Origin of the sequence: Sporosarcina sp. FA15 (genome assembly GCF_051550195.1) — a bacterium.
Taxonomy (GTDB): Bacteria; Bacillota; Bacilli; order Bacillales_A; family Planococcaceae; genus Sporosarcina; species Sporosarcina psychrophila.
In genome coordinates this window covers 2648323-2666713 of record NZ_CP188818.1, presented here as the reverse complement: position 1 = coordinate 2666713, position 18391 = coordinate 2648323, and the positions used below count along the sequence as shown (strand labels likewise).

13 protein-coding genes and 1 other annotated feature (1 of these 14 cut by a window edge) are annotated in these 18391 nt (G+C 43.6%); of the genes, 11 read left to right on the top strand and 2 right to left on the bottom strand.

The window, feature by feature from the left end:
• Positions 1-140: a binding site (T-box leader), on the top strand; it begins 103 nt to the left of the window's first position.
• Between the two features lie 131 nt (positions 141-271).
• The 8 genes from ilvB (at position 272) to ilvA (ending at position 9613) form a co-directional block, all read left to right on the top strand.
• The gene (gene ilvB, locus ACP8HG_RS12650; RefSeq protein WP_255428716.1) at positions 272-1999 is read left to right on the top strand and encodes an acetolactate synthase large subunit; all 1728 of its coding nucleotides are present in this window, start codon (positions 272-274) and stop codon (positions 1997-1999) included.
• On the top strand, positions 1996-2511 hold the full coding sequence (gene ilvN / locus ACP8HG_RS12645) for an acetolactate synthase small subunit (RefSeq protein WP_067212339.1): 516 nt from the start codon (positions 1996-1998) through the stop codon (positions 2509-2511). The genes ilvB and ilvN overlap by 4 nt, the downstream gene beginning before the upstream one ends.
• A 165-nt stretch (positions 2512-2676) precedes the next feature.
• A complete protein-coding gene (gene ilvC, locus ACP8HG_RS12640; RefSeq protein WP_067212335.1) occupies positions 2677-3711 on the top strand; it encodes a ketol-acid reductoisomerase in 1035 nt (344 codons plus the stop codon).
• The gene (locus ACP8HG_RS12635; protein WP_067212332.1) at positions 3698-5239 is read left to right on the top strand and encodes a 2-isopropylmalate synthase; all 1542 of its coding nucleotides are present in this window, start codon (positions 3698-3700) and stop codon (positions 5237-5239) included. Before ilvC ends, ACP8HG_RS12635 begins: the two co-directional genes overlap by 14 nt.
• Before the next feature lie 204 nt (positions 5240-5443).
• Positions 5444-6544 carry a 3-isopropylmalate dehydrogenase gene (gene leuB, locus ACP8HG_RS12630; RefSeq protein WP_438296546.1) on the top strand — a complete coding sequence of 367 codons (1101 nt, stop codon included), beginning with the start codon at positions 5444-5446 and terminating at the stop codon, positions 6542-6544.
• A gap of 35 nt (positions 6545-6579) precedes the next feature.
• Positions 6580-7989 (top strand): 3-isopropylmalate dehydratase large subunit, encoded by a 1410-nt coding sequence (gene leuC, locus ACP8HG_RS12625; RefSeq protein WP_067212325.1) that lies wholly within the window; start codon positions 6580-6582, stop codon positions 7987-7989.
• Between the two features lie 19 nt (positions 7990-8008).
• Positions 8009-8599: a 3-isopropylmalate dehydratase small subunit gene (gene leuD / locus ACP8HG_RS12620; RefSeq protein WP_187045683.1), complete on the top strand. Its 591-nt coding sequence runs from the start codon at positions 8009-8011 to the stop codon at positions 8597-8599.
• A 36-nt stretch (positions 8600-8635) separates the two neighbouring features.
• Complete coding sequence (gene ilvA, locus ACP8HG_RS12615; RefSeq protein ID WP_340740634.1) at positions 8636-9613, top strand: threonine ammonia-lyase; 978 nt, start codon at positions 8636-8638, stop codon at positions 9611-9613.
• Between the two features lie 160 nt (positions 9614-9773).
• Here the strand turns inward: ilvA and ACP8HG_RS12610 are convergent, their stop codons facing one another.
• Entirely contained in the window at positions 9774-12083 is a 2310-nt protein-coding gene (locus ACP8HG_RS12610; protein ID WP_438296543.1) for an exosporium glycoprotein BclB-related protein, read from the bottom strand.
• A 326-nt stretch (positions 12084-12409) separates the two neighbouring features.
• Positions 12410-13495, bottom strand: coding sequence for a tetratricopeptide repeat-containing glycosyltransferase family 2 protein (locus ACP8HG_RS12605; protein WP_340740632.1), 1086 nt, complete (start codon positions 13493-13495; stop codon positions 12410-12412).
• Between the two features lie 356 nt (positions 13496-13851).
• Here ACP8HG_RS12605 and ACP8HG_RS12600 point away from each other — a divergent pair, with 356 nt between their 5' ends.
• The 3 genes from ACP8HG_RS12600 (at position 13852) to ACP8HG_RS12590 (ending at position 18132) form a co-directional block, all read left to right on the top strand.
• On the top strand, positions 13852-15183 hold the full coding sequence (locus ACP8HG_RS12600; protein WP_338655386.1) for a sodium/glutamate symporter: 1332 nt from the start codon (positions 13852-13854) through the stop codon (positions 15181-15183).
• A 159-nt stretch (positions 15184-15342) separates the two neighbouring features.
• A complete protein-coding gene (locus ACP8HG_RS12595) occupies positions 15343-15762 on the top strand; it encodes a hypothetical protein (RefSeq protein WP_067212285.1) in 420 nt (139 codons plus the stop codon).
• Positions 15763-15864: 102 nt separating this feature from the next.
• A complete protein-coding gene (locus tag ACP8HG_RS12590) occupies positions 15865-18132 on the top strand; it encodes an S-layer homology domain-containing protein (protein ID WP_187045679.1) in 2268 nt (755 codons plus the stop codon).
• Positions 18133-18391: the final 259 nt, after the last annotated feature.

Sequence of the window (18391 nt, the reverse complement as noted above, 5' to 3'; positions counted from 1 at the left end):
GATTGCTGAAATTATAGTAGGCAATCCCGGGCGTAGAGAAATCGGCGCTCGTTATATAAAGAATAGACCTAGTCTATTCATGAGGCGGCTAGATTGCTGCGAACAAGGGTGGTACCATGAAAAGTTTTTTCATCCCTATGTAAAGGAGAAGTTCTTTGCGTGGGATGAAAAGGCTTTTTTTTTCGACAAGAAGATTGATTATTCAAAAGTAGAAGTAAGGAGGAGTTTATAGATGAATGCTGAAGTTCAAACGAAGCAAGCAGTAGAGGAAATGGCGCCAGAGACTGTGCAAGAGCCACAACAGACCAAACAACCGAAAGATGGGTCTGCTGTACTCATTCAAGCTTTGAAGGATCAGGGTGTCGAAGTTATTTTCGGTTATCCTGGAGGAGCTGTACTACCGATTTATGATGCATTGTATCAAAACCCTATTTCCCACATACTTGCACGTCACGAACAAGGCGCAATTCATGCGGCTGAAGGATATGCTCGTGTTTCAGGAAAACCTGGCGTCGTCATTGCGACATCTGGACCTGGCGCGACAAACTTGGTAACTGGAATTACGGATGCAATGATGGATTCACTGCCACTTGTTATTTTCACTGGGCAAGTTGCCAATACAGTCATTGGTACTGATGCGTTCCAAGAAGCGGATATTATTGGGATCACGCAACCAATCACAAAGCATAACTACCAAGTGAATGATGTATCTGACTTCCCAAGAATTATCAAAGAGGCATTCCACATTGCTTCAACAGGACGCCCAGGACCGGTACTCGTTGATATTCCTAAAAATATTGCAACGGGGCTCTTCATTCCAACCGGAGACTTGGACGCGGAAGTAGATTTACCAGGTTATCAGCCGACAACGACTCCGAACTATTTACAAATACAAAAAGCAGCAGAAGCCATTTCACAAGCGAAAAAACCACTGATCCTAGCAGGTGCAGGTATCTTGCATGCACAGGCGATGGATGAATTGAAAGAACTCGTAGAGAAACATCAGATTCCCGTAACAAATACACTTCTTGGCCTTGGCAGTATCCGTGGAGATCATGAACTATTCCTAGGAATGGCTGGTATGCATGGAACAGTGACATCCAATATGGCCATTAGTGAGTGTGATGTACTTGTCAATATCGGCGCGCGTTTCGACGACAGACTGACAGGCAATCTGGCATCATTCGCACCGAACGCAAAAATTATCCACATCGATATCGACCCTGCTGAGATTGGCAAAAATGTACCGACAGAAATCCCAATCGTGGCAGACGCCAAAGAAGCATTACAAGCGTTGCTGAAACAACAATTCAAGTCACCAGAAACAGAGACTTGGCTGACATACTTAAAAGAATCCGCCAAGAAGTTTCCACTGTGGTATGACAACGATGATGAAGGAACAATTCTTCCGCAACAAGCGCTTGAAATCATTCATCGTATTACAAAAGGCGATGCAATCGTCACAACGGATGTAGGACAGCATCAGATGTGGACGGCTCAATACTATTCACTGAATAATCCAGATCATTGGGTAACCTCAGGCGGACTTGGCACAATGGGCTTTGGGTTCCCAGCGGCAATTGGTGCACAAATCGCCAAGCCGGATGCGCGTGTCATTGCAATTGTAGGAGACGCTGGATTCCAAATGACGGCGCAAGAGCTGTCGCTGTTACAAGAAATGCGCATTCCTGTGAAAATTATCATTCTCAACAATGGCTGTCTGGGAATGGTTCGTCAATGGCAAGAGACGTTTTACGAAAAGCGTTACTCACAATCATTGATGCCGGTTCAGCCAAACTTTGTGAAATTAGCAGAGGCGTATGACATTAAAGGCTATCGGATTGACACATTGGAAGAAGCGGAAGCGGTATTCCAAGAAGCACTGTTGTCTGATGAACCCGTTCTCATCGACTGCCGTGTGAAACAACTGGAAAACGTCTATCCGATGGTTGCACCAGGTAGAGGACTACATGAAATGATCGGGGTGAGTAAACTATGAAGCGAGTTATTACGGTAACTGTTATCAACCAAAGTGGCGTGCTCAATAGGGTGACCGGCTTGCTGATGAAAAGGCAGTTCAATATCGAAAGTATCACAGTTGGTCACACCGAAATAGCAGGCAGATCGAAAATGACGTTCATCGTCAATGTGGAAGACGAACGGAAAATTGAACAGCTCGTCAAACAGCTGCAAAAACAAATTGATGTTCTTAAAGTTAATGACATAACGGATAAAGCAATCGTTATGCGTGAGCTAGCTCTAGTAAAAGTCATTTCACCTCCGCATGTTAGAAGTGAAATGAACAGCATCATCGAACCATTCAGGGCAACGGTTATTGACACTGGAAAAAATGTCGTCACGTACCAAGTGATTGGAAATCCGGAAAAGATCGAGGCGTTTATCGATTTGCTTAGACCATATGGCATTAAAGAATTGACAAGAACAGGCGCTACGGCATTTGTTCGTGAAACACAGAAAGTCCAATTACCTCAGTTATCTATTTTGAAATAAGAAAAGCGTAAGCGCCTGTTCAGAGGCGACAGGCATAAGATGGGCTGGCGAAGCGGCGTTCTTTGCCGCACAGCCGGACCGACTTATGACCCGAGCCTCTAGGCGCTGGAGTCTAGACAGCATTATACAAACTAAAAAAAACCAACTATTAGGAGGAAAACAATTATGGCTAAAATGTATTATAACCAAGATATCAACGAAGGACTTTTGAAAGATAAACTAGTAGCAATCATCGGGTACGGATCACAAGGTCATGCACATGCGCAAAACCTAAACGATTCTGGATTTAATGTTGTTGTGGGTGTTCGCCCAGGTAAATCATTTGATCAGGCAAAACAAGACGGACTAAACGTATTGACTGTGCGTGAAGCTGCTGAAAAAGCGGACGTTATCATGATTCTACTTCCGGATGAAAGACAAAAACAAGTCTATGACGAAGAAATCGAACCGGCACTTAAAGCAGGTAAATCACTTGTTTTCGCACACGGATTCAACGTTCACTTCGGTCAAATCGTTCCACCTGCTGATGTTGACGTATTCCTAGTTGCACCAAAAGGACCTGGACATCTCGTTCGTAGAACATTCGAAGCAGGCGCAGGTGTTCCAGCATTGTTCGCAGTGTATCAAGACGTTTCAGGCCAAGCGAAAGACGTAGCTCTTGCGTATGCAAAAGCGATTGGATCAGCACGTGGCGGCGTACTTGAAACGACGTTCAAAGAAGAAACTGAAACAGATCTATTCGGCGAACAAGCGGTACTATGTGGCGGACTGACTTCACTTGTTAAAGCAGGTTTTGAAACACTAGTTGAAGCAGGTTACCAACCAGAACTTGCTTACTTCGAAACATTGCACGAAACAAAACTGATTGTCGATCTTATGTATGAAGGCGGAATGGCAGGCATGCGCTACTCAATTTCAGACACAGCTGAGTGGGGAGATTTCGTTTCTGGACCTCGTATTGTTGACGCGGATACAAAAGCGCGTATGAAAGATGTACTAACAGACATCCAATCAGGTAAATTTGCAAGAGAATGGATTGCAGAAAATGAAAATGGGCGTCCGAACTTCAATCGATTTGAAGAAACAGAAGCACAACATGAAATTGAAGTAGTTGGCAAAAAGCTTCGCGCAATGATGCCTTTCGTCAACGAAGGTGCGAAATCAAAAGAGGAAGAAGTGGTGGGTAGTGCGAAAAATTGACATATTTGACACAACTCTTCGGGACGGTGAACAATCTGCAGGTATTAACCTAAATACAGCGGAGAAATTAGAAATTGCACGACAGCTTGAAAAATTCGGGGCAACAATCATCGAAGCAGGGTTTCCTGCTTCATCCCCCGGTGATTTTGAAGCAGTGCAACGTATTGCAAATATAGTGAAAAAGTCGACGGTAACTGGTCTTGCCCGCGCAATGAAAAGCGATATCGAAACATCTTGGGAAGCACTTCGCGGTGCGGAACAACCTCATCTACATGTGTTTTTAGCAACTTCACCTATCCATATGGAATATAAGCTTCAGAAAACACCTGACCAGGTCGTCGAAATTGCAGTAGAAGCTGTAAAATATGCCCGCAAGTTCTTCCCGCAAGTTCAATGGTCTGCGGAAGATGCATTCCGTTCAGATCGGGAGTACTTAGTACGCATCATCAATCAAGTAATTGCAGCTGGCGCATCAGTTATTAACATTCCTGATACGGTCGGCTATGCAACACCTCAAGAATACGGTGCATTATTCAAGTTTTTGAAAGAAAACGTGACCGGTATCGATAAAGTGAAGCTTTCTGCACATTGTCATGATGACTTAGGCTTTGCTGTAGCCAACTCAATTGCAGCGATTGAAAATGGTGCGGACCAAGTCGAAGGTACAATCAATGGTATTGGTGAGCGGGCAGGAAATGCTGCGCTTGAAGAAATTGCTGTTGCACTCCATATCCGCAAAGACTATTACGGATTGGAAACAGGTATTAATCTACACGAAATTAAACGCACAAGCCAGCTCGTCAGCCAATTGACAGGCGTTGTCATTCAGCCAAACAAAGCAATTGTTGGTAAGAACGCATTCGCGCATGAGTCAGGAATTCACCAGGATGGCTACCTAAAAAATCGCCAAACATATGAAATCATTACTCCTGAATTAATTGGAGATAAAACTGAACCGCTTGCGCTAGGAAAACACTCTGGCAGACATGCATTTAGTGACCGTGCTATTTCAATGGGCTTCGATCTTAGTGCTGAGAAGTTAAATGAAGCGTTTGTCGAATTTAAGAAACTTGCAGACCGTAAAAAAGAAATTACAGAAGATGATCTATTTGTATTATTTACAGATCAACAAATTCAAAATAATGATGTACCTGTTTATAAATTTAAAGATGTTCAAGTTCAGTATGCAACTGCGAATGTTCCATCTGCAACCGTCACGGCTGTTAATCCGGACGGGGAAACGGTCACTGCGACAGCAACAGGTTCGGGATCAGTTGAAGCGATTTTTAATACGTTGGAACTACTTGTTGAAGGCGAAGTTCACATTCTAGATTACCGTGTAACATCGATTGGCAAAGGACGCGATGCACTCGGTGAAGCGGTAGTTAATCTAAGTATTAACGGTGAAGTATCTATTGGACGCGATGTCGCGCAGGACGTATTGGGTGCATCTGCTAAAGCATACTTTAATGCCATCAACAGACAATTGGTCAAAAAGCAATCAAAAACAAAAGTAACTGTGATTTAACCAGTTACATTGAACAAATAAATACCTATACAAACTAAGCGAAGGCGCCTTAAAGGGGTAGCCGAAGCAATAAGACTAGTGGCGAAGCTGCTTGGCTTATGGCGGGAGGCATCCCCAGCGTCGAAGCGAAGTCAATGGAATTTTTATTTCAACTTAATATAGTGAGCATAAATAGATTCAAAAACAATAAGGAGGAGAAGTTCTATGGAGAAGAAAGTAGCAGTATTACCAGGTGATGGAATCGGCCCAGAAGTGACTGAAGCAGCAGTGAAGGTACTTGAAGTGATTGCAAGACGTTTTAGCCACACCTTCCATGTAGAGTACGGAGTAATTGGCGGCGTTGCAATTGACAAACATCAAAATCCACTTCCAGATGAAACGGTAGCACTATGTGAAGCGAGTGACGCGGTACTTCTCGGTGCTGTAGGGGGTCCGAAATGGGACCAAAATCCATCAGCGTTGAGACCGGAAAAAGGACTACTTGCGATTCGGAAACATTTCGACTTGTTTGCTAATCTTCGGCCTGTGAAAGCTGTACCATCCTTACTCCATGCATCTCCTCTAAAAGAAGAAGTGGCAAAAGATGTAGATATGATGATCGTCAGGGAATTGACAGGTGGTCTGTATTTCGGAGAACCAAGTCGTCGGACGGCAGATGCCGCAGTGGATTCACTCGTTTATACACGCGAAGAGATTGAACGTATTGTTGTTAAAGCGTTTGAAATTGCTCGCTTACGTAGAGGGAAAGTAGCTTCTGTTGATAAAGCAAATGTACTTGAAACGAGTAAGCTATGGCGTGAAGTTGTTGAAGAAAAGAAGAAAGCATATCCAGATATTGAAGTGGAGCATATGTTAGTCGATTCCACTGCTATGAAATTGATTACAAATCCGGCAGCATTTGACGTTGTCGTAACGGAAAATATGTTTGGAGACATTCTAAGTGATGAGGCATCTGTAATCACAGGGTCACTTGGCGTACTTCCGTCAGCAAGTATCCGTTCGGATGGTTTTGGATTATACGAACCAGTCCACGGTTCCGCGCCCGAAATTGCAGGACTTGGTTTAGCAAATCCAGCTGCAGCGATTCTATCCATTGCAATGATGTTGAAGTATTCATTCAACCTAGACACGGAAGCATCAGCGATTGAAGAAGCAGTTAACACAGTGTTCGAAGACGGTTTCTTCACAGCCGATCTTGTAGAACCGGGTAAACGGGTTTTATCGACAAAAGAATGGACGGACAAAGTCATTGACGAACTTGATACACAATTCGTCTCGAATAGCATTATGTTTTCATACGTTTAACCATATTCAATTGATCAGAGAGGAAGGGCTGCCATATGGCGAAAAATATCATCGAGAAAATCTGGAATCAGCATATCGTCTACGAAGAACAAGGGAAGCCTGATTTGCTCTATATCGATCTTCATTTACTACATGAAGTGACTTCTCCGCAGGCGTTTGAAGGGCTGCGACTTGCGAATCGTACCGTGCGCAGACCCGATCTCTGTTTTGCAACGATGGATCATAACGTTCCGACACGAAACCGTGATGAAATTAAAGATCCAATTGCTCGGAAACAAATAAACACATTACAAACAAATTGTGATGAATTTGAAATCCCACTTGCAAATATGGACCATCCAGATCAAGGAATTGTCCATATAATCGGGCCAGAACTTGGACTAACACAGCCTGGTAAAACAATTGTCTGCGGCGATAGCCATACATCCACACACGGGGCGTTCGGAGCAATTGCATTTGGCATCGGAACTAGTGAAGTCGAGCATGTCCTTTCGACACAAACATTGTGGCAATCAAAACCGAAAACAATGGAAATCCGCATTAACGGTAAACTTGGATTCGGTGTTACCGCAAAAGATGTCATTTTAGCAATTATCGCCAAATTCGGAATTGATATGGGCACAGGTCATATTGTTGAATTTACGGGTGAAGCAATCCGTGATTTGACGATGGAAGAACGGATGACCGTTTGTAATATGTCCATTGAAGCAGGGGCGAAAGCTGGTTTAATCAGCCCAGATGAAACAACTGTTGCTTACTTAAAAGGACGCAAATATGTTCCCGAAGGTCAAGAATTTGAAGCGGCAGCTGCACACTGGCTATCGCTTGCAACAGATGAAGGTGCAGCCTATGATACGATTCTTGAAATGAATGCAGATGAAATCGAACCATTTGTGACTTGGGGAACAAACCCTTCAATGGGTTCTGGTATTTCAGCGAACGTTCCCTATGCGAAAGATTTTGAATCAGAATCGGATAAAGACGCATTGAAACAAGCACTAACGTATATGGGGCTTGAAGAAGGTGCTCCGCTGAAGTCGATTGATATCCAGCATGTCTTCATTGGTTCATGCACAAATGCAAGATTGAGTGATTTACGTGCAGCGGCAAAAGTGATTGCAGGGAAGAAAGTCCATCCATCTGTCACAGCGATTGTCGTTCCTGGTTCACGCACTGTTAAAAAACAAGCAGAGGATGAAGGATTAGATTCGGTATTTCTTGAAGCTGGATTCGAGTGGCGGGAATCGGGTTGCAGTATGTGCCTAGCAATGAATGATGATGTAGTTCCTGTAGGTGAACGGTGCGCTTCAACATCTAATCGAAATTTCGAAGGACGACAAGGGGCAGGGGCACGGACACATCTTGTAAGTCCGGCCATGGCAGCAGCTTCAGCAATTGCAGGCCATTTTATAGATGTACGGGAATTGGAAGCTGTTCATTCATAATTGAGGAAAGGATGATTAGATGGAACCGATTAATGAAGTTGTTAGCGTCATAACGCCGCTCGATCGTAAAAACGTCGATACCGACCAGATTATTTCGAAAGAGTTCTTGAAACGAATTGAGCGAACAGGGTTTGGAAAATATTTGTTTTATCACTGGCGACATAATGCTGATGGAAGCGAAGTTCAAGATTTCGTACTGAATGATGAGCGGTTCAAAGGATCTAAAATCCTCGTTGCTCAAGAAAACTTTGGGTGCGGCTCCTCTCGTGAACATGCACCGTGGTCGATTTTAGACTATGGATTCAATGTCGTCATCGCGCCAAGCTATGCGGATATCTTCTATAATAACTGTATGAAAAACGGTTTGCTTCCAATTAAATTAACAATGTCGGAAGTAGAAGAGTTGTTGGCAAATGGGCAAAAAGATCCTTACTCAGTAGAAGTTAATCTTGTTAAACAGTCGGTGACAGGGCAGGATGGCAAGTCCTATTCGTTTGATATCGACCCGTACTATAAAGAAATGTTATTAAATGGTTGGGATGAAATATCCTTGACTTTCCAATATGAAGAACAAATTTCTAACTATGAAAAACAACATCAAAACGCGTAAACATTAACTTAAAAGGGAGATGGTGTAATTGGGAATTTGTATGAAACAGCGCGCTTATTCGAAGCATTTGAACGCTTAACTGAAATTGTTCACCGCACACCTATTAAACAATCGGAGACATTGAATGAATGGACACAATCCGAAGTGTATTTGAAACTTGAAAACTTACAGAAGACAGGGTCGTTTAAAGTACGCGGCGCGTTCAACAAAATTTCTCAACTGACAGCAGAAGAATGTGCGAAAGGTTTACTTGCGGCTTCTGCGGGAAATCATGCACAAGGTGTTGCATTGGCAGGACGGAAAGTGGGCGCCAAAGTTACAATATTCATGCCTGAAACGACTCCAGCGGCAAAAGTGGCTGCTACCCGGAAATACGGGGCAACTGTTAAGCTAGTTGGGAAAAATTTCGATGAGGCTTATAAAGCCGCTCGTACTGAACAACTGGCAACAGGTGCAACGTTTATCCATCCTTTCGATGATATAACAATTATTGAGGGTCAGGCAACGGTTGCGATGGAAATGCTGCAACAGCAACCGGACTTGGATACAATTGTTGTACCAGCAGGTGGTGGAGGACTATTAGCAGGGACTGCACTTGCTGTGAAAACAATACGGCCTTCGGTAAAAGTGATTGGCGTTCAGGCCGCAAATGCACCTGCAATTGCTTCGACTTATCACGGTAGAAAAAGTAATCTGACTCACTTTTTACCGACGATAGCAGAAGGGATTTGCGTCAGAGAACCTGGTAAAGTAACGATGGATATCATTCACAATTATGTAGACGATATGATTACAGTGTCGGAACAAGAAATTTCATCAGCCATTCTTTTCATGTTAGAACGTGAGAAAATGCTTGTTGAAGGAGCGGCAGCCGCAGCGGTTGCTGCTGTCTTGAATAAGAAATTACCTGTTTCATCTAACCGAATTGGTGTTATCGTTTCGGGCGGAAATTTTGATGTTGGGAAACTAGGAAATTGTATAACAGCATGTAATGATTCTGTGCTTAATTTTTAATATCCTTGCTGTGTTTAAAGCGCAGCAAGGATCATCGTAAGAATTACTATCTTTGAACAATTTAATTTAAAAAAGCCCCTTTCATTGTTGTTGAATGAAAGGGGCTTTTTTTGTGTCTGTAGGCTTCATTTAGAACTGTGTTTCTGTACATTTTAAATTATTAATTGATTGTCAGACCTGCACTAGCGGCTCCTTGTATGAGACCAACTAAAGGAGCACTTGCAGAAAACACCATTAGCAAACGATCTCCAGCGTTTACCGGAACTGAGAAAGTATCGGCAGTGCCAGTTTGTATGGCACCAACTGTTAATCCGCTGAATGTTAGAGTTACTGTAACGCCAGTTGCGCTGTAGGTATTGCTATTTCCAGTTGCACGATATACTTCAGCATGAACTAATGTCGTTCCTAGGCTTAATGCCACGTTACTATTAAAGTATGCTGATATAGCTGTAAGGGTTCCTGCACGAGGAACTATAAAGGCAAAGTTACTTAGAATTGGGAGTGTTATTGTAGCACCAAGAGCAGTAAGACCTGCTATGGAACTCCCGAATCCTATAACAGAAGGAATACCAACTGCTCCCAAGAGTAACGTAGTCAATGCCATTGTTGAGGTTCCAGTTGCAAATGGAATTATCGTACTGTTACCGTTAATGCCGTTAGTTCCCGTCGCACCGGTAGCTCCAGTAGCACCGTTAATGCCGTTAATTCCCATGGCTCCAGTAGGGCCAATATCACCCGTAGGTCCGGCAATTCCCGCTAGTCCCGTAGCTCCGGTTGCGCCAGTAGCTCCGGCTACACCAATGTCTCCAGTAGCCCCGGTAGCCCCGGTAGCCCCGGTAGCCCCGGTAGCCCCGGTAGCGCCAGTAGCTCCGGCTGCCCCAGTTCCACCAGTCGCTCCAGTAGTTCCGGTAGCACCCGTTGCTCCGGCTGCCCCAGTTCCCCCAGTAGCTCCAGCTGCTCCAGCTGCTCCAGTAGCACCAGTAGCACCAGTTGCGCCAGTAGCTCCAGCTGCTCCAGTTGCACCAGTAGCTCCGGTAGCTCCAGTAGCGCCAGTAGCTCCGGTTGAGCCAGTAGCACCAGTAGCTCCAGCTGCTCCAGTTGCTCCAGTTGCACCAGTAGCTCCGGTAGCTCCGGTAGCTCCAGTAGCTCCAGCTGCACCAGTAGCACCAGTAGCTCCAGTAGCACCAGTAGCGCCAGTAGCTCCAGTAGCACCAGTAGCTCCGGTAGCTCCGGTAGCACCAGTAGCGCCAGTAGCACCAGTAGCTCCAGTCACGCCAGTCGCTCCGGTTGAGCCAGTAGCACCAGTTCCTCCAGTAGCTCCAGCTGCTCCAGCTGCTCCAGTTGCACCAGTTGCTCCGGTAGCTCCGGTAGCTCCGGTTGAGCCAGTAGCACCAGTTCCTCCAGTAGCTCCAGCTACTCCAGCTACTCCAGTTGCACCAGTTGCACCAGTTGCTCCGGTAGCTCCGGTAGCTCCGGTTGAGCCAGTAGCACCAGTTCCTCCAGTAGCTCCAGTTGCCCCAGTAGCGCCGGTAGCTCCAGTTGCACCAGCTGCTCCAGTAGCACCAGTTGCTCCGGTAGCTCCGGTAGCTCCAGTAGCGCCAGTAGCGCCAGTAGCACCAGTAGCACCAGTAGCTCCAGTCACGCCAGTCGCTCCGGTTGAGCCAGTAGCACCAGTTCCTCCAGTAGCTCCAGTTGCCCCAGTAGCGCCGGTAGCTCCAGTTGCACCAGCTGCTCCAGTAGCACCAGTTGCTCCGGTAGCTCCAGTAGCGCCAGTAGCGCCAGTAGCACCAGTAGCACCAGTAGCTCCAGTCACGCCAGTCGCTCCGGTTGAGCCAGTAGCACCAGTTCCTCCAGTAGCTCCAGTTGCACCAGTAGCGCCGGTAGCTCCAGTTGCACCAGTCGCACCAGTTGCACCAGTCGCACCAGTAGCTCCAGCTGCACCAGTCGCTCCGGTAGCTCCAGTAGCTCCGGCTGCCCCAGTAGCACCAGTAGCGCCAGTAGCACCAGTTGCGCCAGTCGCACCAGTTCCTCCAGTAGCTCCAGTAGCACCAGTAGCGCCGGTAGCTCCAGTAGCTCCGGCTTCCCCAGTAGCGCCAGTAGCGCCAGTTGCACCAGTAGCTCCGGTAGCTCCAGTAGCGCCAGTCGCACCAGTAGCTCCAGTTACACCAGTAGCTCCGGTAGCTCCAGTAGCCCCAGTCGCACCAGTAGCTCCAGTTACACCAGTAGCTCCGGTAGCTCCAGTAGCCCCAGTAGCGCCAGTCGCACCAGTAGCTCCAGTTACACCAGTAGCTCCGGTAGCTCCGGTAGCTCCAGTAGCACCAGTCGCGCCAGTAGCCCCCCTGTGTCCTCTTTTACAACAACATGGATCGATATTGCATTTGTCATGTTTAACACATTCATAACATTCATTACATTTACAGCATTTATTGCATTTATTACATTTTCGTTTATTGTAATCATAATAATTCATTTTTTCACCCCCTTTCTGTAACATCCTATTCGAGCAATAGTTGGGGGGACGGGCAATCAACTACGTGCATAAAATAATAGATTAGGAAATGCCACAGAGAGGGCGGGAGATTTCTTTAATATTTATCCAGGTTTATTAAGGAAAGGGCTTTGGTTTTGAATATGCTCGCCATGTTGGACACTGATGCCCCCAACTAACTAGCCGCTCCGACAAGTTGTCGAAGCGGCTAGTTAGTTAGATATATGAAGCTACTGAAAGTAGTTCTTGAATGAATTTCAACTGTAGGCTACACAAATACTCATTCTGCTGGCTATGTGTATTGACTCTTAAATTTTCTCCTGATTATTTTTAATTACTTCATCTAAATACTTTTTATTTTTCATTATACTGTCATTATTTGGTTTGTATTTTCGGGCTAATTCATTATGATGATAGGCTTTGTCGTACTGTTTTAAGCGATCGTAAAGAACACATAATTGAAGATTGGGTAGCCAAGTAGAAAATGAGGTGTTTTGAAAGCCTATCTGTTGATGATTTTCATATAGGAACGCTTGACTATACCAGTGGATAGCCTCGTGGTTTTTAAATTGTTCCATAAAGTAATACCCGAGTCGGCAACACGCTTCGGGACGAGGAACGTCATAGGCAAGGGTTCGTAAGGTAGAACTAAGTTCTTTATTCTTGTCATTTAATTTATGGTAGCAGTCAGCCAGTCTGAAACACGCCCTAATATTGTCTTCAATCCAGCCCAGTTTCGAATCTAAAAACTCCTCATAGTAAAGGACTGCTGTTTCAAAATCACTATGATCCATCAATTCATTGGCGTAATAGAATGTATCACGGGGGGACAATGTTTTCCCTGAAGATAACAACTTTTTATAGATCGTGATATTACGTCCACTATCATGACTTAAAGGGGAGTGGGTAACTGCTACATCACTATCGAATAGATTACCTGACACGGAAAGAAACTCGTGTACCGCTCCTATCCATTTAAACTCATTTACTTTTTTTACTAGACGATATCTCCTCAAAAGGGAGGTCACATTGCCTTCATGATCAAAACTTAAATGGTAATTCATTGAAACGGCATCAATCGTTGGTTGTAAGGATTGTTTCAATAACTTGAACTTTTCCTGATCTTCAGCTGTAAATACATCATCCGCATCGAGCCAAAGAACATAATCCATTGTTGCTTGTTGGAATGAGAAATTCCGTGCAGCTGAAAAATCGTCAATCCACTGAAAATCAAAAATTCGATTGGTGTACTTATTTACGATTTCTTTTGTTCGGTCGTCAGACCCTGTATCCACAATGTTGATTTCATCCACTAACTCGCAAACAGAATCTAAACATCTACCTATTACTTCCTCTTCATTTTTCACAATCATACACAAACTTATCGTTATCACTTTTTATCCCTCCAAGCTTCCTTCTATTTATATGCAGTCTCTAAAATTTTGACGAACAAATTGCGGTCGAATGTTACGAATATATATATATTTTATGTAGGAAATATTCTTGAAAGTCATTTAATGATGATGAATATATTTCTTTATTTAAAAGAGTTTTTAGTTAGTTTCCAATTGTGAATTCATTAAGGAATTCTAAGTAGTCCGTTAAATTTACTAGAACTTTAATAAATGTTATTGTAATATGAGTTGATAAAAAATATGCTTTTTATATTCGTGTAATCGGTTACATAGATGTTAAGAAAGGGGCATTTAATTCAGCAAAAAAATAATGTATAGATTAGGAGAATAGTTATATGGATTTTTCACCATGGGTTTTATTTACGGATATCGGTTTGATATCATTGCTTCTGCTTGTAGGGACGATTATTCGAGCAAAGGTTAAGTTCATCCAGCAAATGTTTTTGCCGGCCAGTATTATTGCGGGGCTTCTGGCTTTGCTGTTAGGGCCGAATGGTTTCGGAATTTTGCCGTTTTCAGATCAAATGAAAGTCTATCCGGCAATCTTAATAGCAGTAATCTTTGGAACGCTGCCGTTACTATCACCACGGATTGACTGGAATGCGATTAAGACAAGAGTCGGGAGCATGTGGTCGTACTCTCAACTTGCAATGGTATTAATGTGGGGTGGAGGATTGTTATTCGCACTTCTACTGATTAATCCATTTTGGGATGTACATGACGGCTTCGGTTTGTTACTTGCAGCCGGCTTTGTAGGGGGACACGGAACTGCAGCGGCAATTGGTGCGACATTTGAGCAAAATGGCTGGGAAGAAGCGACTTCTTTGGCTATGACATCTGCCACTGTAGGGATTATGAGTGCGATTCTAATTGGGATCCTCTTTATTAAATGGGGGTCTTCGAAGGGGCATACATCATTCCTTGCTTCGTTCAAAGATTTGCCTGACGAGATGAGAACGGGATTAATCCCGCCAGAATCTAGAACGAAATCTGAAACAGATACGGTATCGTCGATTTCGATTGATCCATATGTTTTTCACCTGTCTATCATTACGATTATCGCCATGGGCGGTTATTATTTAAGTCAATTAGGTGCAATGCTATTACCAAGCGTTGTTATACCGGCATTTTCACTGGCATTTCTTGTTGGATTGTTCGTGAAGAAGATATTGAATTCGACGGATACGGATAAATATGTCAGTAAGGATGTTGTGTCAAGAATTAGTGGAAGTGCAACGGATATTCTCGTTGCATTCGGAATTGGTTCAATTAGTATTTCAGTCGTACTTGATTATGCTGTTCCGTTAATTTTGTTATTTGTGTTTGGTCTTGTGTATGCATTTTTATTCTTCGCAGTATTTTCGAAGAAGTTTTTCCCGGAATACTGGTTTGAAAAGGGGATATTCACATGGGGCTGGACAACAGGAACGGTCGCTATGGGTATGGCGCTACTTAGAATCGTAGATCCAAAATCGGAAAGCAAGACGCTGGATGATTACAGCTTGGCCTATATACCAATTGCGCCGGTTGAAATTATGCTCGTGACATTTGCTCCGATGCTTGTATTGAACTCACAAGGATTTGTCTTTGTTGCTATCACATTTGCATTTGCATTCGTTATTTATCTGATGGCAATTAAATATAAATGGTTGAATAGAAAAGCGTAATGAAACAGGGTCCCTGCCGTCGAATGACAGCAATGGGGCCCTATTTTTTTACTGAATAGCAGTCAACCAATAAGCGACACCAAGTAGTGTGTGCCTTGTCGCTTAAACTTTTTATATGTTAGGATAATATATACTTTAGATGAAGGAGGAGAACCTAATATGAAAAAATCATTATTGTTTGCAGCATTGTTAGGATCAGCTCTTTTGCTTGGTGCATGCGGGGAGTCGGATAAGAAAGATGAGCCGAAAACTGATGAAGAGAAGAAAAGTGAGGCAGTTGAAAAAGACCTTAAGGAACAAGGAGCTGTCGATAAATCAGAAACGGCAAAATCGGACGATGACTTAAAAGAAGAGTTTGGTAAAGAAGAAGGCGTTTCTTCGGTCGGTATTATCGTGACAGAAGATAGCGGTGGCTTCGTTCTACTCGATTTTGATGTTGCTGCTGATATGAAAGAAGAGAAAGCAAAAGAACTTGTCGAAAAGTTTGCTGAAAAACTGAAAGTAGAATATTCGGATTATAAAATCGATGTTCAAGCACGTAAAAATGGCGAAACGTTTGCACAAAAGACAATAGAGTAACGAATCAGCCTCCTGGTAAATGGGAGGTTTTTCTATGCCCATATATGGTATTATAGATGGATGACTGTACAGATTAAGTAAGGAGAGGGAGGATATTTGTAAATGTTACACAAGAAAAAAATGAAAGGTCCAATGAAAGTCGGACTTATTGTCGTAGTTCTTTCACTGTTTGGCTTTGGTATATTGAATGCTAGCGCGAATCCAATTAGTCCAAGCTTTACGGACGTACATAATGATTTCTGGGCAAAAGATGAAGTAACACAACTTGTCGACTTAAAAATTATTAACGGTTATCCGGACAAGCAGTTCAGACCAAGTTTAGAGGTATCACGGGCACAAGCAGCAAACTTGATAACGAACGCACTCGAGTTGCCATTTTCATCCTACAAGCCGATTTTTAAAGATGTCAGTGCAAAGTCGTCCCATTTGAAAGGTGCCATGGCTACATATGAAGCCGGTATTTTCTTAGGGAAAGAAGACGGGACGTTCGGCGTTGGTGACTCTTTGACACGTGAACAGATGGCGACTGTCATCGTTCGGGCTTTCAAATTGCAAGATACGGGAGAAGAAATCACGTTCAAGGACGATAACAAAATTAGTGAATCTCATAAATTAGGCGTAAAAGTACTTGCGCAACACGGTATCACAACTGGTAAGGAAGACGGTACATTCGATCCGAAAACAGCTGTCAACCGCGCGACATATGTCGTATTTCTACACAGGGCGATGCTGCAAAATAAGCTAATAGAGAAATTGCCTGCAACAGAATTCACGGAGCCAAATACGTACGGTACGTTTGATACCGTACGACATGAGCAACAATTTGTCGAAGTACCACTTTCGACTACTGCCAAAACCTATTTGCGTTCGAACTATATCATGCAGTTTGCGGGAGAGAAAACCGTCAAACATGCACATGCTACAGATATTATTTACACATACCGCATAAGTGGCTTTCCGTCCGTCACGGTGAAAATGACGAAAAGGGAACTGCCTAACGGCGATTATTTTTTATTCAACGAACTGAGAAATCCTCAAAACATACCAGTAACTGTTGATGTTATCCAGACGGAAGAAGGATTATCGAAAGCCGTGCTTCACGAGTATAGTCGATTCCCAATCAAGAAAAGTGTGGATGAGACATTTGGCTATGACTTGATGACGTACCCCACAGGTATTTTCGAAAAAATACAAACAGACGGTAAAGTATCTCAGCGGATGATTGGGAAGTCATACCAGTCAACTGAACTGAACCAGAAATACCCTACAGGCGCAGAAAGTCATACGAGGGAATTACATCAGGAAAGCGAAGCGTTTAGCGGCGTTATGCTTGGAGAAACGCAACTCTCCGTTTACAGATTACAGTCAAGAGGTTTTGATGTTGTTGACCAATGGCTCCTAGCTTCTGAAGAACGATTGTTTGAGGATCGGAAGCAAATGGACGCTTGGATGCTTGAGTCAGCAGTTAATTATAAAAAACGAAATAAATGGTACACAGCCGAAGGTCCATACAATAAGATGGCGGTAACGGTTGAACCAATGCCGAAGTCGGGTAGAGGGTATGGTCGTAATCTACTTCTTGTGAAAGAGGACCGAGTTATGGCCCTTTACTCCGAAACTGGTGCACGGTATTATGAAAACCTTCTCTATAATTCATTTGCTAATTTGGATGTATTCAGAGGGAAATCGACGTATTGGGAGACAGAAGTAACAAGCACGTATCTGAAAAGCTTGTACGGTATAACGGCTCCGTTCGTCGATACTCGATTCAACGAACAAATTGCATTATTCATGTATAATGGCGGCAAAGCGTTTGAACATAAGGACTATAATGTCGGTCTGAAAAACTATGCCAATTTGCTTGTATCGCAAAAGGAAAAAGGGAATATCATCAAAGTGGACAACGAGTCCTACTATATTTCTGATTACTTCCCTGGGGCGCAAAAAGTGAAGACACATACGTCCATGAACCATGCGCTTGGTGGAATGAACATTCTTTTATTGGCTTATCAAGAGTTAAACGATCCTGCATATTTAGCTACTGCAACGAGTATCCAGACAGCGATCGTAAAGGAAAAGAATAAGTGGATCCGTCCTGACGGTGACATTTGGTATAAAATTTCGCCGGAACGTGAATTCTCTGGACGCGATTATGTTCATTTAACTTTGGAAGATTTGATCAATTCTTATGAATTGTGGTCGGCGATCGATGAATCGAAGTTGCCTATCTTTGAAGAAATGATACGTTCCAAAGCGGGTTATTTGAACGAAAACAAGTTAGGTTATACGACGAAGATTAAAAAAGGCCTTGAGCGTATCAACATGTCGGATATTCTTCCGGCAGGTAGTGAACATACGGACGCACTTTGAGGTAAAGTGATTGAAATATGAAATCCCCCGCACTGGAATCATTCAGTGCGGGGGATTTTTTGATGGGGGAAAGGGGATTGCCATTTTGATTATATATTTAGTCATCACAGTTACGGGTGAAGCCATGAGAGTTTAGTCATAAGCCATCACAGTTACGAGTGAAGCCATGACAGTTTGATGAATTGTCATTAGAGTTCGGCGAAGCCATGAGAGTTTAGTCGTAAGCCATCACAGTTACGAGTTGAGCCATGACAGTTTG

What these genes read in the sequence shown, in the direction of transcription:
- ACP8HG_RS12600 (WP_338655386.1), top strand. Translation starts at nt 13,852, where the DNA reads ATGGATTTTTCACCATGGGTTTTATTTACGGATATCGGTTTGATATCA.
- ilvN (WP_067212339.1), top strand. Translation starts at nt 1,996, where the DNA reads ATGAAGCGAGTTATTACGGTAACTGTTATCAACCAAAGTGGCGTGCTC.
- ilvC (WP_067212335.1), top strand. Translation starts at nt 2,677, where the DNA reads ATGGCTAAAATGTATTATAACCAAGATATCAACGAAGGACTTTTGAAA.
- ilvB (WP_255428716.1), top strand. Translation starts at nt 272, where the DNA reads ATGGCGCCAGAGACTGTGCAAGAGCCACAACAGACCAAACAACCGAAA.
- leuD (WP_187045683.1), top strand. Translation starts at nt 8,009, where the DNA reads ATGGAACCGATTAATGAAGTTGTTAGCGTCATAACGCCGCTCGATCGT.
- ACP8HG_RS12595 (WP_067212285.1), top strand. Translation starts at nt 15,343, where the DNA reads ATGAAAAAATCATTATTGTTTGCAGCATTGTTAGGATCAGCTCTTTTG.
- ACP8HG_RS12590 (WP_187045679.1), top strand. Translation starts at nt 15,865, where the DNA reads ATGTTACACAAGAAAAAAATGAAAGGTCCAATGAAAGTCGGACTTATT.
- ACP8HG_RS12610 (WP_438296543.1), bottom strand. Translation starts at nt 12,083, where the DNA reads ATGAATTATTATGATTACAATAAACGAAAATGTAATAAATGCAATAAA.
- leuC (WP_067212325.1), top strand. Translation starts at nt 6,580, where the DNA reads ATGGCGAAAAATATCATCGAGAAAATCTGGAATCAGCATATCGTCTAC.
- leuB (WP_438296546.1), top strand. Translation starts at nt 5,444, where the DNA reads ATGGAGAAGAAAGTAGCAGTATTACCAGGTGATGGAATCGGCCCAGAA.